Genomic DNA, 15,699 nt, shown 5'->3' with positions numbered 1-15,699 from the left:
CCACACTCAGTCCCCCCAGCGAATCGGCCGAGCGCAGTATCCTGTCGTCGCTGAAATCGTCCTCGTACACGAGCCGTCCGTTAGCGTAGTAACGGTAGCTGTCACGGCCGTTGATTGTCTTGCGGTAGGGCTTGATTAGCGGCCAGTTGATCTCATCGCGCATCTCCTTGCCGCCGTCGGGATGGTGGGGCGGCAGCAGTGCCGGCGAGGGGCTCATGATCTTCAGCCGGTCGCGATGGTACTCGTAGCTCAGGTTGTACATCCCCGGCTCGTGGTCCCAGGTCCTGATCAGCTTGAACCCCGGCCGCAGGTTGAACGCCATCGTGTGTGACGACCGCTCCCCCACCTCGACCGGCTTGTACTCCGGCAGCGCGCCCATCAGGAACGCCAGGGCGTACTTGCGGTAGGTGTACCACCGGTCCGGCACGGCCAGGGCGGCCTCCGGGTAGATTGCCTCGCCGCCCCACGGGCAGAACGGCATGCTGGCCCGGCCCTGGACTGCCGCCCTGCTCAGCAGCGTGCTGTCGGCGATAATCTCGTCGATGGAGGCGATATCCTTTTTCTGCTTACCGGTATAGGCGAAACAACCCACCACCGCGTCGATGAAATGCCACTTGCCGTCCCAGTACGCCTCGGCGGTACCGTGGCCCGGCACGCTGATCCCGCGGGCGTCCCCGGTCAGGCCGGTTTCCTTGAGGAAGCTGGCGAACATCCAGTTGCCCTGGGTGCAGAGCGCGTAGCCGTAGACATTGACCATCCTCACGAAATCGAACATGTGCGACTGGTCGTTTTCGGGGTACGGGTATTCGTTGCGGTTGGAGTAGGGGAACATCGTCCGGCGGAAAAAACTGTAGAAATTTACCGCACGTTCCATGGAGCCGCTTGCTCCACGGCTCATGTCGGCGGCGATCGTGGCGGCGTCGAACGTGTTAACGCTGCGGTTGGTGGAAACCCAGGGGCTGACCACCGGCTCGGCGCCCCACAGGCATAGATGGACAAGCATGACAGCCATCACACAGAACACGGGAATCCTCTTTGCCGCTATCGGGAACATGTCGGTTACTCTCCCATATTAGATGATTGGACTGGATTGTCGCTGTTTAAGCAAGCTGATCGTAAAAAACTTACACTCAGAGCCACCTGTGGTCAAGCGCGAACCGGCTTAAACTAAGCAATTGACAAACTCCGCAAAGCGGCTTAAATACTTACCAGACATTAAAATCCGCAAGATTTTCATTCCACCGGAGCGGGCTATGAACAAATTGCTGTCGTTACCATTGCTGCTTGCCGCTTTCCTGCTGGCAGACATTTTGGCACCATCCCCCGGGCTGGCCGCGCAGGCCGGGCCGGAATTAGTGGAAAAACTCATCGCCGCCACAGCGGAAAAATACCCCGACGCCAACTCGGTGATTGTCGAAGCCGACCGGACCATCAGCTACAACGAGGACGGAACTTATCTGCACCGGGAACATGTTCTTATCAAGCTCCTGACCGAGACCGGCAAGAAACGCTGGGGCGAGCAGGGGCACGACTACAGCCGCAAGTATAATACGCTGCGGATCGAGACGGCACGGGTGATCAAGCCCGACGGCCGGGTGGTGGATGTGCCGGAGGAGATGATCAAGGACGTCACCCACCCCATGCTGGCCCGGATGAACATCTTCGACTCCGAGGTGCGGATACAGCTGGTCACCTTCCCCAGCCTCGAGGTGGGCGATGCGATTGAATACGAGGTTGTCGACAGTTGCTTCAACGCGCCGATGGCCGGCCAGTTCGACTGGATGGACCTGTTCCAGATCGGGGAACCGATCGTAAACAAACGGATCGAAATCACCGGCCCGGCCAGTCTGCCCCTGCACTACGTGGTCAAGGACGGTGAGGCTGAGTTTTCACTGACCACGGAAAACGGTCTGAACACGTACGTATGGGAAGTCCGTGACGTGCCCCGGATCGTGGCCGAGCCGGCCATGCCCCCCTACTACAGCTTCGCCCCGCGGCTGATTGTTTCCACGATTGACGATTGGCGGCAGGTCAGCAGGTGGTGGTACGAGATGACCTCGCAGTTCCGCACCGCCGACGACAGCCTGAGCGCCGTGGTCAGCCGGATCACCGAGGGGCTCGCCACCGATGAGGAAAAAATCAAGGCGATCTATCATTTCGTGGCCCAGAAAGTTCGCTACATGGGCCTGGGCACCGGTAAGAAAGCCGGGTTCGAGCCCAAGCCCGCCAGCGAAACATTATCCACGCGCTACGGGGTCTGCCGCGACGTGGCCGTGCTGATGAGCACCATGCTCGATGAGGTCGATATCGAAAGCTACGTGGTCCTGACCCGCGCCGGTGAGCTGATCGACGAGGAAATCCCGATTATCGGCTTCAACCACGCAATTGTCGCCCTGCCTGAGGCCGAGGGCGGCTGGCGGTTCAGCGACCCGACCGTGGAAAACAACCCGGACCTGCTGATGGCGGCCGAGGCCGGCGCCCACATGCTGGTCTGCACCCCGGCGGGCGAACCGCTGGTGACCAGCGATCACATGCCCGCCGAAGACAACATGGGCACTATCTCCGCCACCAGCCGCGTGGAATCCGACGGGCGGCTGGTCAGCGAGGTCACTATCTCCACGGCCGGGATCTACGACCTGGCCTTCCGTGGGTTCATCAAGCGCTTCCCGCCCCGCCAGATGCAAAGTATCTGGCAGCAAATCGTTTCCGGGGTCCATCCCGGGGCGCGCCTGATCGGGTTCAGTTCCAGCGACCCGGAAGACCTCTACTCCGCTTTCGGAATCAAGTTCAGCTACGAGGTGCCGGACTACGCTATCGCCGCCGGGGATTACCTGCTGATCAAATCGCCGGTCTCGACCAATAGTTTCGAACTGATCCTCGAGAGTTTCCTCTCGGCCGCCGGGCTGCCGGAGCGCGAATATCCGTTCAACCTGGGCATGACCCTGGGCAGTACCCAGAGAGAGGAACTGGCGCTGCCGCCGGGCTACCGGATCAAGAGCATGCCCGAGACCGTGGACCTGGCCGACGGCGACCTGACTTACCGGATGGCCTACCGTGCCGATATGCCTTCGGAGACCAACCCCTTGCTGACTGTCCGCTACGATAAGCAATTCCTGATCGACAGCAAGCAGCTCAGCACCGACGAGTACCTTCAGCTCAAGGAAATCCTGCGGGCCAGCAGCCGCAGCGGACGGGGCGAGATCATTCTCGAAGCCGACAGCGATGGAGGCCCGCGATGAATCTCCAGCGCATCATCCATTATGCAGCCGGTGCCGTGGCTCTGCTTGTCGGATTGCCGCTTAACGACTTGAACGCCGAGGTCCGGCTGGATGAGGCCGAGATCGCGCGGATTGTGGCTGATGCCCCCGGCCTGAATGACTATCCCGCCGCCGGCGCGCTGATCCTGTACCAGGGCAAGAGCCTGGTCGTGCTGCCCGACGGGACCAACGAGCTGACCGAGCACCTGCTGGTTAAAATCCTTCAGGACCGGGGCCGCGGGTTCGGCGACCAGAAACGTAATTTCGACTCCGAAACCGACAGTGTCGCAATCCTGCTGGCGCGCACGTGGCTCCCCGATGGCGGCACTGTGCCCGTGGAGGACAAGGCGATCAACGTGATCACCCCTCCGGAGTTGACCGGCGCGGCCGTCTATGCCGACATCAAGCAGAAAGTAATCTCGTTCGGCGGGATCCAGCCCGGCGCGGTGGTGGAGCTCGTTACCCGGACGATCAGCGCTCCCGACAGCGCGGACAAAGCGGGAAAAATGCTTTACTGGGACAGGGAAATGTTCCGCACCTTCGAGCCGATCCTGCGTAAGCGTTACGAGTTGCTGGTGCCCGCGGACGCTCCCGAGCCGCTGGTTGTGCGCCGCAACGGGCTGGGAAAGGCCGAGGTGCAGACTCTGGACCTGGCTGGCAACGAGTTCAGGCAGTACGGCTGGGAGCTGGCCGACGTGCCGATGATCCAGCGGATCCCCTACATGCCCCCCTCACAGAGCTACTCTCCCTGGCTGCTGGTTTCCAACGTCGATAGCTGGGAAAACCTCGGCCGCTGGCTGGCCGCCAGGTTCTTCCCTTCGGTCGAAACCGGCGGCGCACTCAGGCAGCGGGCGGACTCGCTGGTTGCAGGCAGCGCTTCGCTGGCGGACAGCGTCCGCGCGATCGCCCTCTATGTGGCCACCGAGGTCCGCAATATCGGCCTCGCCTTACCGTTGACCGCCTATCAGCCGACTCCGGCGGGCAAGGTGCTGGAAAACATGTACGGCCACGGCCTGGACAAGGCGGTCCTGTTGGTCAGCATGCTGCGCGCGGCGGGAATCGAGGCCTGGCCGGCTTACGGCAGCGGCGAGATGCGGGACATGCTGGAAGAGGACGTCCCGGCGGCGGCTCAGTTCGACAGGGTGATGGTTTTCGTGGCCGGTTATTTTACGGACTCCACATTTGTCAATCCGCTCTACGGCGAAACAGGCCGCCACGGCCTGTGGCTGCATCCCACGGCCCAGTACAACCGCTACGGTTATCACAGCCGCGGCCAGGGCAGCCGGGCGCTGGTGCTGCTGGAATCCGGCGGTACGCTCCATCGCCTGCGCAGTTTCCCGCCGGAGAAGAGCCTTTCGCTGGTGCGGGCCGAACTCGTCCTGGCCGATAACGGCGACGTCACCGGGGCGTTTCATGCCGGCACCGACGGCCTGTTTGATATCCAGGCCCGCTTGAGCCTGAAAGACGACACTCCCCGCGAACGTCAGCAGTATTTCAGCCAGGCGGCCAACGCTATCAGCGAGGGCGCGCGCGCAACCGGTGTCGAACTGTCTGACCTTCGTGACCTGACCGTCCCGGCCAGCTTGGATTTCGAGTACTCGGCGCCCGGGCTGGGGGTTGTGCAGGGTGAGATGATGATCCTGCGCCTGCCGGCGCCGCCGTTCGGGTTTACCGGCCTGCCCTATTTCCCGGACCTCGAAACGCGGGAGTACGAATTCGTGGGCGACGGTCCGTTCACGCTGGTGCGCGAGTACACGATTACCCTGCCCGAGGGCTGGAAGGTTGCCTACATGCCCGAGCACGAAGCGCTCGACTGCCAATACGGCCGCTGGCTTGTGGACTGCACCCGGAGCGGAAGGTCGCTGAACCTTCGCCGCAGCCTGACCGTGAGCGCGAGGACCGTGGGCACTGACGGCTACCCGGAATTCAGGCAGTTCTTCCAGGGTTTCACCCTGCCCCGCCAGACATTGATCCTGCTCGAACGCGGCAGCACGCCGGGTAGCTGAAACCGGCATTGCAGAAGGTTCCCGCAGCCAAGCTCGCTGCCGTTTGGCTATTGTCAAACGGAGGATGGAAGCTTATATTAAAAGCTTGTTCTTTATTACCGAACCGGCAATTAACCGGAGGTGTCCCCAGGGTGATTTCCCGCATGGATTTCGTGATCAAAAGAGTTACTCCTTTCCCCGCATCTCTGCTGCTGCTCGGCATGCTGCTTTCCTGCGGCCAGCCTCCTCCGCGCACGGGCACGCAGTTGGCCCAGACCCGTGATTACGAGCAGCAGAAAAGCGAGCGCGAAGTCTGGATTTTCGAGACCGATCTCGGCGAATTCATGATCCTGCCCATGCCGCAGGCCGCGCCAACCACGGTGCGTCAGATCAAGAATCTGATTCAACGTGGTTTTTACGACGGGCTGACGTTCCATTACGTCGAGAAAGACGGTCTGATTCAGGGCGGTGATGTCAACAGCCGTGACGACGACCCAACCAACGACGGGGCCGGCGACCCGGGCTTTACTATCGCCCCGGAATTCAATATGCCCAATATGACGGGCAACGTTGGCCTGGCTCATCCTCCCGGTGAACCGGACAAGGGTAACAGCCAGTTCTATATTCTGCTCGAGGACCGGCCTCAACTCAACGGACGCTTTACCGTCTTCGGTGTGGTCGTGGAGGGTTTCGACGTAATCAGGGACATCTCGCGCAGCCGCACAGACGAGAACGGACAGCCTGTGGAGCGGGTGGAAATCCGGCGCGTTTATGTGGACGAACGCTATGTCTGATCAGCTCCGGAACCTTGTAATTTGACGAACTGTTTGCCACCAAAAGCGTGTTGAAAGATACTGAATTCAGCGTAAATGGGCTGTCAAGGGCCGTTTTGAAGCACAATGAGTAAGCAAGGATTACTCAGGCAGTGAAGCTGTACGATTTGATGATTCATTATGTTAGAGTCGAAACGGCTTGCCTTGCCCTTGACAGCCGAAAAAGCGAAAAATTTCAGCTGGGGTGTTGAAGTCCTTTTTTCAACGCCCCTCTAAAGCTTGCGAACCTGAATTCCAGCAACGGAATCTCCAAAAGGACGGATGATGAGCCGATTTATTAATTTGCTTGCACTGACCGCATTACCCGCCGCCCTGATTTTCGGCTGCTCCACCGGCGGCAACGCCCAGGAAAACGAGACGATTCCACCTCCGAAAGCCAAAATCCGCCAGAGCCCCGAGTCAACGCCGGGCAGCACCGAACTGACCGATGAGAGCGAAGTGGCGGTGATTCAGACCAAGCTCGGATCGATTGTCATCCGGTTCTACCCCCACGTAGCGCCGAACCATGTGAAAAATTTCAAGTCGCTGGCCGAGAGCAAGTTTTTCGATGGATCCACGTTCCACAGGGTAATCCCCGGCTTCATGATCCAGGGCGGCGACCCCAACAGCAAGGATGACGACCTTAAAAACGACGGGATCGGCAGCGGACCGCGCCGTTTGACAGCCGAGTTCAACCAGATCAGGCACACCAAGGGAATCGTATCGGCAGCCCGCAGCCAGGACCCCAACAGCGCCAGCAGCCAGTTCTTTATCCTGGTAGCTCCCAGCTATCCTTCGCTCGATGGCCAGTACACCGTGTTCGGCAAGGTGGCCAAAGGGATGGACGTGGTGGACAAGATCGTAGCCCTGCCGCGGGATGAGCGCGACAATCCGGGTAAGGCCGCGCTGATTAAAAGTGTCAGTATCGAAAAAGCCGGCGACGTGCTGGAACTGCCGCTCGAGGAGCAGCAGTAATTCCACGATACGGCCGGCCAGGCAATTTCAGCTAAAGTTTTAGCACGAAGGAAACCATGGCAATCGAGAACAGAGAAAGAGTGTTGACGCGTTATATCGAGGATGAGATGCGGGACTCCTTCATCAACTACTCGATGAGCGTGATCATGAGCCGCGCGCTGCCGGACGTGCGCGACGGGCTCAAACCGGTTCACCGCCGCATCCTGTTTTCCATGCACGGGCTGGGCCTGGCGCCCAACAGGCCACACAAGAAATGCGCCACCGTGGTCGGCGACGTGCTCGGCAAGTACCATCCCCACGGCGACTCGGCGGTCTACGACGCCCTGGTGCGGATGGTTCAGGATTTCAGCCTGCGCTACCCGCTGATCGACGGTCAGGGCAATTTCGGCTCTATCGATGGAGACCCGGCCGCGGCCTACCGCTACACCGAGGCCAGGATGCTGCCGGTAGCGGTCGATATGCAGGCGGATATCGAAAAAGAAACTGTCGGTTTCAGCCCCAATTTCGATGACCGCCTGGAAGAACCTACCGTTTTGCCGGCCAAAATACCCAATCTGCTGGTCAACGGTTCCAGCGGTATCGCTGTCGGCATGGCGACCAACATTCCACCGCACAACCTGAATGAAATTGTGGATGCCTGCGTGGCGACTATCGAGAACCCGGAGATCACTGTCGATGAATTGATGGAAATGGTCCCGGGTCCCGATTTCCCCACCGGCGGCTATATCTACGGACGCGAGGGAATCAAGGAAGCTTACCACACCGGACGGGGCCTGATCAAGGTCCGCGCCCGCGCCTATGTGGAAAGCAAGAAAAACGGCCGCGACGCGATCGTGATTGCCGAGATCCCGTTCATGGTCAACAAGAGCAAGCTGCTGGAAGACATGGCCGAACTGGTGCGGACCAAGAAGGTCGAGGGGATCAGCGATATCCGCGATGAGTCGGACCGCGACGGGATGCGGATCGTGGTCGATCTCAAGCGCGACGCCAGCGGCGAGGCGATTCTCAACCTTTTCTACACCAAGACCCAGCTCCAGAACACGTTCGGCGTGATCAACCTGGCCCTGGTGGACGGGGCTCCGCGTGTGCTGAACCTGAAGTCGATGATCCGGCATTACCTCGATCACCGTCACGTGGTGGTAACTCGCCGCGCCGAGTTCGAGCTGCGCAAAGCCGATGAACGGGCGCATGTTCTGGAAGGCCTCAAGATCGCGATCGACAATCTCGACGCAGTGATCAAAATAATCCGTAAGAGTAAGGACACCGAGACTGCGCGCACCAATCTGATGAAAGGGTTCGAGCTCAGCGAAGTCCAGGCCCAGGCCATTCTCGATTTGCGCCTGGCCCGTCTGACCGCGCTCGAGCGGGAAAAACTGGACGAGGAGTACAAGGACTTACTGCAGACTATCGAGCGGCTGAAGAACCTGCTCGATAGCCGCCAGCAGCGCATGCAGTTAATCCGCGAAGAGCTGCTGGAAATGAAGGACAAGTACGGTGACGAACGCCGGACGGAGATTCTGGACGATGCCGGCGAGTTCAATATCGAGGACCTGATCGCCGAAGAGGAAATGGTGATCACGATCAGCCACAACGGCTACATCAAGCGCCTGCCGGTCAACACCTACCGCCGTCAGGTCCGCGGCGGCCGGGGCAAGAGCGGCCAGGCCACACGCGAAACCGATTTCCTGGAGCACCTCTTTATCGCCAGCACCCACGACTATATCCTGTTTTTCACGGCCAAGGGCCAGCTTTACTGGCTGAAGGTCTACGAGATCCCGCAGGCCGGGCGCACCGCCCAGGGCAAGGCGATTGTCAACCTGCTCGAGATCGACAATGAAGACCGGATTGCCGCCATGCTTCCGGTACGAAATTTCAGCGAGAACGAATTCGTAATCCTGGCCACACGCAACGGACAGATCAAGAAAACCAGCCTGGCCGCGTTCAGCAACCCTCGCCGCAACGGAATTATCGCGATCGGCGTGCCTGAGGACGACGTGTTGATCGAAGCCAGGATCACCGATGGGAGCCACGACATTATCCTGGCCACGCGTAACGGCCAGGCGATCCGTTTCCACGAGGACAAGGTACGGGCCATGGGCCGAACGGCTTACGGCGTCCGGGGAATCAGACTGGTGCACAATGATTTCGTGGTGGGCATGGTTGCGCTGAACCGGGATTCGACTCTGCTGGTCGTGAGCGAGAAAGGTTTGGGCAAACGGTCCTCGGTGGAGGAATACCGGGTCACCAATCGCGGCGGCAAGGGGATTATCACCCTGCGCTGCACGCCCAAAACCGGTAAGCTGGTATCGATCAAGGAAGTGGTCGATGATGACGAAATGATCCTGATCACCCAGTTGGGATTGATTATCCGGATCGCCCTGAGCAGTGTCAAGGTGATCGGTCGCAACACCAGCGGCGTGAAACTGATCAACCTCAACGAGGGCGACCGGGTAGTCGATGTCGCCAGGATCGTACCGGGCGAGGATGACGACCAGGAAAACGGGATTGTAGACCAGAACCCGGAAGAGGTTGATCAATAAAGAGATATCGTACAGTTCCATGCGCATTATCAGGGGGACCACCTCGTGGTCCCCCCTTTTTATTTTTTTGCACTCTCTTGACTTTCAAAACGAAAGGTTGAAAATTATTTTTAATTTCAAACCTGGATTTATCGGCAAGCACAACGGGAGGAGACTTGTACGATGTACCCGGAACTTGAGGGTAAGAACGCAATCGTAACCGGCGCCAGCCGTGGATTCGGCCGCGAGATAGCGATCAGGCTCGCCCGCGAGGGCTGCAACGTGATAGTCAATTACCGTCGCAGCAAAAGCGAAGCCCATGAAGTCGTCGCGGAAATCGAAAAGCTGGACAACGGCGTCCGGGCTATCGCCCTGCGAGGCGACGTGGGCGACGAGGACAGCCTGCACAAGATGTTCAACCAGGTCAAGGCGGAGTTCGACAACCTGGAAATCGTGATCGCCAACGCGGCGTTCGGTGTGCCGGGCACCCTGATGGGCACCACGACCCATCATTTCGAGGTAACCCTGGCCAGCAGCGCCCGCTCGCTGATGCACCTGGCCCAGCACGCAGTGCCGATGATGAAAAACGACTGGGGACGGATTGTCAGTATCACCAGCGAGGGCGGCCAGAAAGTCCTTCCCGGCTACGGTGTGATCGGCCCGGCCAAATCCGCGCTGGAATCGATCACCCGCTACCTGGCGGTTGAGCTTGCTCCGAAAGGGGTCGTGGTCAACGGAGTGATGGCCGGTCCGTGTTTCACGCGCAGCCTGTCGGCTATCCCCGGCGCCAAGGAACTGCTGGAGGAAACCGCCTGCCGCGCCCCGATGCAGAGGCTGATCGAGGCGGAAGACGTGGCCAGAACCGTGGCGTTTCTCTGCTCGGACGAAGCGAAAATGATCTGCGGCCAGTTTATTATTGTCGACGGCGGCTGCAGTATCGCCAGGTAACCAGTGGAGCCCCGGTGAAATTCCTCTATGTGTTCCCGCACCCGGATGATGAAAGTTTCGGGCCCGGGCCGGGTATCAACAGTCAACTGCGCGACGGCCACGAAGTGTACCTGCTTACGCTCACCCGCGGCGAGGCTACCAGTATACGACATAAGCTGGGCCTGGACAAGCAGCAGATGGGCGAGGTCCGGTATCGCGAAATGCAGTGTGTCAGTCAGGTGTACGGCTTAACCGGCATGACTGTCCTGAACCTCCCCGACGGCGGCCTGAAAGAGCTGGACCCTCGCGAAATCGAGCACGCGGTGGAAAAGCACGTCCGTGAAATCGAGCCGCAGATACTGATTACTTACCCCGCCCACGGCATCAGCGGGTTCCACGACCACCTGATTGCCCACGCCGTTGTCAAGCGCGTGTTCTGCCAGCTGCGTGAGGATGGCGCAGACTACCTTCGCAGACTGGCGTTTTTCACGGTCGATGAACAAACGGCGAAAAACAACAGGGGTGCAATCCGCCTTAACCACTCGACCGCCGCTGAGATCGACTGCCGCTTCGTGGTAGACGATCAGGACCTCAATGCTTTCAACCGCGCATTGGACTGTTACGGAACCTACAGGGAGGTGGTGGAGAAATCTAAAGTGCGCGAGAGCGTGAGCCGCGAGATCTGCTACGAGATTTTCGGCGAGGAACACGATCCGCCGCTTGAGGATCCGGTCGAGTTCTGAATATCCGAAAAAGCGGCGGGCAGGCACGATTTATGCTTTCCACCCGATCCAGCAGGTGCCCGCCAGATGGTGTTTTTGCATAAATCGTGCCTGCCCGCCTGTCTTTCCCGCTAAACTAAATCAAAAAGTCCTTATTTTTTCTGTTTCGTAAACACCGGTTGGGTCCAGGCTATCCGCCCGTTGCTGTCCACCACTTTCACCCGTACGTAGCTCTCGCCGCCTCCGATCTCGTAGACCGCCGGGTTGTCGTCGGTCTGTTTCAGCACTCGTCCGCCGGAGCCGATAAAATAGACCCTGTGACGGGTCCGCCCTTTCAGTTCGCTTTCTATCACGATCCGCTCGCCGGCTAGTTCCAGCCGCTCCAGCCGCAGTCCGGTCGAGGAGTAGAAATCACCTCGCTCCAGGGCCGCCGCCAGCGCTCCAGCCTCCAGGCTGTCTGCATTGACCCAGACAAACCCGCCGCCGGGATTCGAGTACTGCGGCCCCCGGACCTTGAACTGATGGGCGTCGTCACTGGCGATACCGAACACCATCTTACCCCTGGTCAGCAGGGAGTCCCACAGTGCCTCGGTGGAAAGGTGGCCTCCGCCGCCGAGGTTGTTGCAGTTGGTCGAGGTATTCCAGAGTTCGAACAGCGAATAGTTGCGCAGACGGTCCATGTGGCCCACATCCACTGCCCAGCCGAAATTTGGATGATTCAGTTGAGGCGTCGCTCCGGCGGCCCGGATAGCGTCGACATCTCTCTGCAATACCTCATCGACACTGCCGCCGCCCGAGGGGCCGATTGTGCGCGTACCCTCGCCCTGGTCCGTACCGATCGCGTTGAGATGCAGCGGGATCGTCCGTTCCCCGCTCTCTGGAAAGCGGTCGGTGACTTCCTCGCCGCTGACTACCAGGAATTTGCCTGGAGCACCGAGGGTGCGGTTCAACCCGCGAACATCGGTATTGTAGTTATGGTCGGTGATCACGACGAAATGGTAGCGGTGCTCCTTGTACCAGCGCGCCACCGCATCCGGCGCGCTGTCGCCGTCGGAGTTGATCGTGTGGCTGTGGGTGTTTCCCTTGTACCATTCGGCGCCGGCGAAACCCGGCAGGCAGAACAACACCGTTACGCAAATAACTCTCAGCAGCCTCATGATTCCTCATCGGGGAGTGGTGAAAAACGGCTGGGTCCAAGCTTTCCACCCGTTGGAATCCTCCACCCGGGCGCGGACGTAGAGTTCTCTTGCGGTGATATCGTAGACTGCGGGATTTTCGCCCGTGGCTTTGAGCACTTTCCCGCCCCTGCCGATAAAATACGTGGTGTATTTGGTGCTGCTTCTCTGCTGCTCAATTTCGATCGTGATCCGCTTATCCGTGACTATTACGTCCTCCAACTCGACTCCGGTCGAGGAATAGAAATCACCCCTGTCAAGCCCCGAGGCGATCGCATCGCTGCTCAGCGTATCCGCGCGGACCACAACCCAGCCGCGGCCTGGGTTGGACTGATCTGGGCCGAATTTCTTGAACGAGTGGGCGTCGTCACTTGCGACCCCGAAAACCAGCTTACCGCGGCTCAGCAGACTGTCCCACATCGCCTCGGTACCCGGCACGCCACCTCCGCCCGCGTTGTTGACAGTCGGGTGGCCGTTGTAGAGCTCGTAGAGGTTATAATCCCGCACCGCCAGCATGTCCTCGAACGTGATCGACCAGCCAAAATTAGGATGGTTGATATGGCCCACCGCTCCGGCCGCGTTGATCGCATCGACATTATTCTGCAGCATCTCCACCACGCTGCCGCCGCCGGCCGGCGGCACCACCTCGGCCAGGTTGACCGCGTTGAGATGGATCGAATACCCCCGCCCCGAGCTGTCCTCTAACCCGTCGGTAACTTCCTCGCCGCTTATCACCAGGAATTTTCCCTGAGCCGCCAGCGCTTCGTTCAGGCCGTCCACCGGAGTGAGGTAATTGTGGTCGGTGATCACGACGAAATGGTAACGGTGCTCCTTGTACCAGCGCGCTGCCACGTCCGGTGCGCTGTCGCCGTCGGAATTGATCGTATGGGTATGAGTGTTGCCCTTATACCATTCGGCATGGACTGGACCCACGGCAATCAATCCAACCGCAAGTACGGCGATTATTTTATTCATCATTATCCCCCATTATAGCCGTTTTTTTACAAAATTGTCCTTTTGGTCGTAAATAACTTAAATACTTTGTTCCAAATCGGTCAATAGCCTTATCGGCACCCGGTGTGTAAAGTGGATAGTACTCAACTCAGATCAAATGAAAAAAACGGTCGTGGAATCACGTGAAATTGCTCTCCGCATTTATTTCAGAAGTGAACCGTAAAACATAAATCATAACCATTGCAAATGAACAGACTCTAATATGCCCATTGTATTCTCGTTGCCGGCAAAGTTTGACTAGACTGCCGCTGGAGCGTAATATTACACAAATATTTTATCAGAGTTGATTTATCCCCTTACCTTTCCCAGAAGCCATGCAAATTAATAAGACGGCCGCCGCAATCGCCCTGACCTGGATAGCCGTGTCCTTATTGGCTTCCATACTAGGATGGACATTTGTATGGGGGCTGATGCCAGCCGAACCGTTTGTCGCTTGGTGGGTGGTACCTGCCACGGCGGTCAGTGCCTTCCTATTTCTTACGGTCTTGACAGGCAGAAAAAACTCCCTGTTAAAACCAGTACTAACCCTTAAAGACAACCAGAGAAATCTACTCGCCTTCGCCGTAATCCTGCTTGCTATCTGGGTGGGCTGGTTGTTGAGATCGAAGAACCATTTCCTGGGTGACGGTTGGGCGTTTGTGGGCGCAGTTCAGCAGGACTTTTCGCTAAGTAAGCATGAGCCACTGGATTTCTTTTCTCACCAAGTCTTTTACAGATTTCTAACTCTGTTCGGAATTTCGAACGGCGAACATGCCTACTCTATCCTGCATGTATCATTACTTGCGCCCTACATTGTAGTGCTTTGGAAAACTGCTAAACTGATTACTCAGCGAGAGCATGAGTTTTTCGGAGTTTTTCTGCTTTTACTTTCAACCAGTACTCTTCAGTTGTTTTTCGGCTACGTCGAGAGCTATACCCTTGTAAACCTTTGTGTGGCAGGGTATTTGTACGCGAGTCTCCGATATATTTCGAATAATAAAACAGGCCTTCCTCTGATTCCCGCGGCAACGTTGATATTGGCAGTGCTATTTCATCTCAGTGCCGTCGTCTTACTGCCATCTTTGATAATTCTGTTGATCAGAACGAGCTATAACGGTAAACCAGGTCAGCTGTATAGCAAGCAAAAGCTTACCGGCAAAAGCTCCCTGGTTTTATTCGGAGTTTGTGTAGCTGTCTTTTTAATCGCTTACAATCTGGTAGAGAGCGAAATCCTTGTGCCAACCCAGACGCGCCCCGACCATCCCTTCACATTGCTGAGTCTGGAGAATGTGTGGTATAAACTGAACTTTATCATTTTCGCGGCTCCCATGTGCGTTGTCGCGCTGCTGATTCTGCCGTTAAAAGGATCACGCAAAATACTTTCCGAGCCAAATGATACTTTTGTCTTTGTCTTTTGGGCTGCGCTTTCCACCTGGACATTTGCTCTTATTTTCGATCCGCTACTTGGAATTCGTGATTGGGACATTTTCACGATTACCGGCTTACCCACAACTCTTCTGGCCGCTTTGATACTGATCCGGGTTTTGGCCGCTCCGGCAAAAGCGGCGATAATCTATGGTATAGCTCTCGCGGCTTTTGTCCATTCAATTACCTTTATCTGGACGAATGCCGATGATACAAGAGGCCTAAGATATATTTCCAGGGTTTCCAAAGTGGATATGCACAAAAGCTCTAATCTGATAACACTGGGATTCATGGCCGCAGAAAGAGGTTATTACAAAACATCCCTGGTTGTATGGAGCGAGGTAAAGGGAAGACGTGAATACGAAGCTTTGGTAAATAAAGGAATGGTTTACAATAAAATGGGCTTCCCAGACAGCGCTATAGCCTACATTGAACCAAATCTGGAAAAGGCTTCAGGAGACTTACACAGGAAGCCGATGATAATGAATCTGGCCATAGCTTACGAGAATGCGGGCAAGTTGCAACAAGCAACTCAATATTACCTGCGTTTCCTGCAACTGGGGTACAAACTAAATCAGTCGAGCAGTGAATATTGGGGAGAGCAATTAAAAAATGCCGAGTTCCGCAACCGGTACTGGCTGGAGAAAGATAAATTGAATTCAAACGGACAACTGCTCTGTTTTTATCTACGCTATTACACTATTCTCAGCGACACGGAACAACTGGCAAAATGCTATCAGCAGGCCTCCATGGGTATGTATATGCCTGATGAGTGGTCCGATATCATCCTGATCGCCCGCTATAGCGCTACTCCGTATATTTACAACATTCTAGCCGAAATAGCATCTATCAGATATCCCGCCAAGGCCGATTATTTCAGGAGCTTGATAGTCAAAAAATGACTCGGCG

The 15,699-nt window shown here is 57.4% G+C and carries 10 protein-coding genes and 1 pseudogene (1 of these 11 cut by a window edge); 8 read left to right on the top strand and 3 right to left on the bottom strand.

What is annotated here, in order from left to right; all coding sequences use genetic code 11:
* Positions 1–1,054 (bottom strand): annotated as a pseudogene (locus tag FVQ81_11165) (hypothetical protein) (it extends 215 nt beyond the left edge of the window).
* 199 nt (positions 1,055–1,253) lie between these two features.
* Here FVQ81_11165 and FVQ81_11160 point away from each other — a divergent pair.
* The 7 genes from FVQ81_11160 to FVQ81_11130 all read left to right on the top strand — a co-directional run bounded on the left by FVQ81_11160 (position 1,254) and on the right by FVQ81_11130 (position 11,218).
* On the top strand, positions 1,254–3,239 hold the full coding sequence (locus FVQ81_11160) for a DUF3857 domain-containing protein (GenBank protein ID MBW7997105.1): 1,986 nt from the start codon (positions 1,254–1,256) through the stop codon (positions 3,237–3,239).
* A complete protein-coding gene (locus FVQ81_11155; GenBank protein MBW7997104.1) occupies positions 3,236–5,263 on the top strand; it encodes a DUF3857 domain-containing protein in 2,028 nt (675 codons plus the stop codon). The genes FVQ81_11160 and FVQ81_11155 overlap by 4 nt, the downstream gene beginning before the upstream one ends.
* A 131-nt stretch (positions 5,264–5,394) precedes the next feature.
* Entirely contained in the window at positions 5,395–6,036 is a 642-nt protein-coding gene (locus FVQ81_11150) for a peptidylprolyl isomerase (protein ID MBW7997103.1), read from the top strand.
* Positions 6,037–6,339: 303 nt separating this feature from the next.
* Positions 6,340–7,029 (top strand): peptidylprolyl isomerase, encoded by a 690-nt coding sequence (locus FVQ81_11145; protein MBW7997102.1) that lies wholly within the window; start codon positions 6,340–6,342, stop codon positions 7,027–7,029.
* Between the two features lie 56 nt (positions 7,030–7,085).
* A complete protein-coding gene (gene gyrA / locus FVQ81_11140; protein ID MBW7997101.1) occupies positions 7,086–9,569 on the top strand; it encodes a DNA gyrase subunit A in 2,484 nt (827 codons plus the stop codon).
* Between the two features lie 162 nt (positions 9,570–9,731).
* Complete coding sequence (locus FVQ81_11135; protein MBW7997100.1) at positions 9,732–10,496, top strand: SDR family oxidoreductase; 765 nt, start codon at positions 9,732–9,734, stop codon at positions 10,494–10,496.
* Between the two features lie 14 nt (positions 10,497–10,510).
* Complete coding sequence (locus FVQ81_11130; protein ID MBW7997099.1) at positions 10,511–11,218, top strand: PIG-L family deacetylase; 708 nt, start codon at positions 10,511–10,513, stop codon at positions 11,216–11,218.
* Positions 11,219–11,349: 131 nt separating this feature from the next.
* Here FVQ81_11130 and FVQ81_11125 read toward each other — a convergent pair whose 3' ends face one another.
* Entirely contained in the window at positions 11,350–12,354 is a 1,005-nt protein-coding gene (locus FVQ81_11125; GenBank protein MBW7997098.1) for a hypothetical protein, read from the bottom strand.
* 6 nt (positions 12,355–12,360) lie between these two features.
* The gene (locus FVQ81_11120; GenBank protein ID MBW7997097.1) at positions 12,361–13,347 is read right to left on the bottom strand and encodes a hypothetical protein; all 987 of its coding nucleotides are present in this window, start codon (positions 13,345–13,347) and stop codon (positions 12,361–12,363) included.
* Positions 13,348–13,700: 353 nt separating this feature from the next.
* Here FVQ81_11120 and FVQ81_11115 point away from each other — a divergent pair, with 353 nt between their 5' ends.
* A complete protein-coding gene (locus FVQ81_11115) occupies positions 13,701–15,692 on the top strand; it encodes a hypothetical protein (protein MBW7997096.1) in 1,992 nt (663 codons plus the stop codon).
* The last annotated feature ends 7 nt before the right edge of the window (positions 15,693–15,699 follow it).

The sequence above is a fragment of the Candidatus Glassbacteria bacterium genome, from assembly GCA_019456185.1.
Taxonomy (GTDB): domain Bacteria; phylum Gemmatimonadota; class Glassbacteria; order GWA2-58-10; family GWA2-58-10; genus JAJRTS01.
This window is presented reverse-complemented; position numbering and strand designations above follow the sequence as displayed.

Coding starts and splice junctions, on each gene's coding strand:
- FVQ81_11160 (MBW7997105.1), top strand. CDS start 1,254: ATGAACAAATTGCTGTCGTTACCATTGCTGCTTGCCGCTTTCCTGCTG.
- FVQ81_11155 (MBW7997104.1), top strand. CDS start 3,236: ATGAATCTCCAGCGCATCATCCATTATGCAGCCGGTGCCGTGGCTCTG.
- FVQ81_11145 (MBW7997102.1), top strand. CDS start 6,340: ATGAGCCGATTTATTAATTTGCTTGCACTGACCGCATTACCCGCCGCC.
- gyrA (MBW7997101.1), top strand. CDS start 7,086: ATGGCAATCGAGAACAGAGAAAGAGTGTTGACGCGTTATATCGAGGAT.
- FVQ81_11135 (MBW7997100.1), top strand. CDS start 9,732: ATGTACCCGGAACTTGAGGGTAAGAACGCAATCGTAACCGGCGCCAGC.
- FVQ81_11125 (MBW7997098.1), bottom strand. CDS start 12,354: ATGAGGCTGCTGAGAGTTATTTGCGTAACGGTGTTGTTCTGCCTGCCG.
- FVQ81_11120 (MBW7997097.1), bottom strand. CDS start 13,347: ATGAATAAAATAATCGCCGTACTTGCGGTTGGATTGATTGCCGTGGGT.
- FVQ81_11115 (MBW7997096.1), top strand. CDS start 13,701: ATGCAAATTAATAAGACGGCCGCCGCAATCGCCCTGACCTGGATAGCC.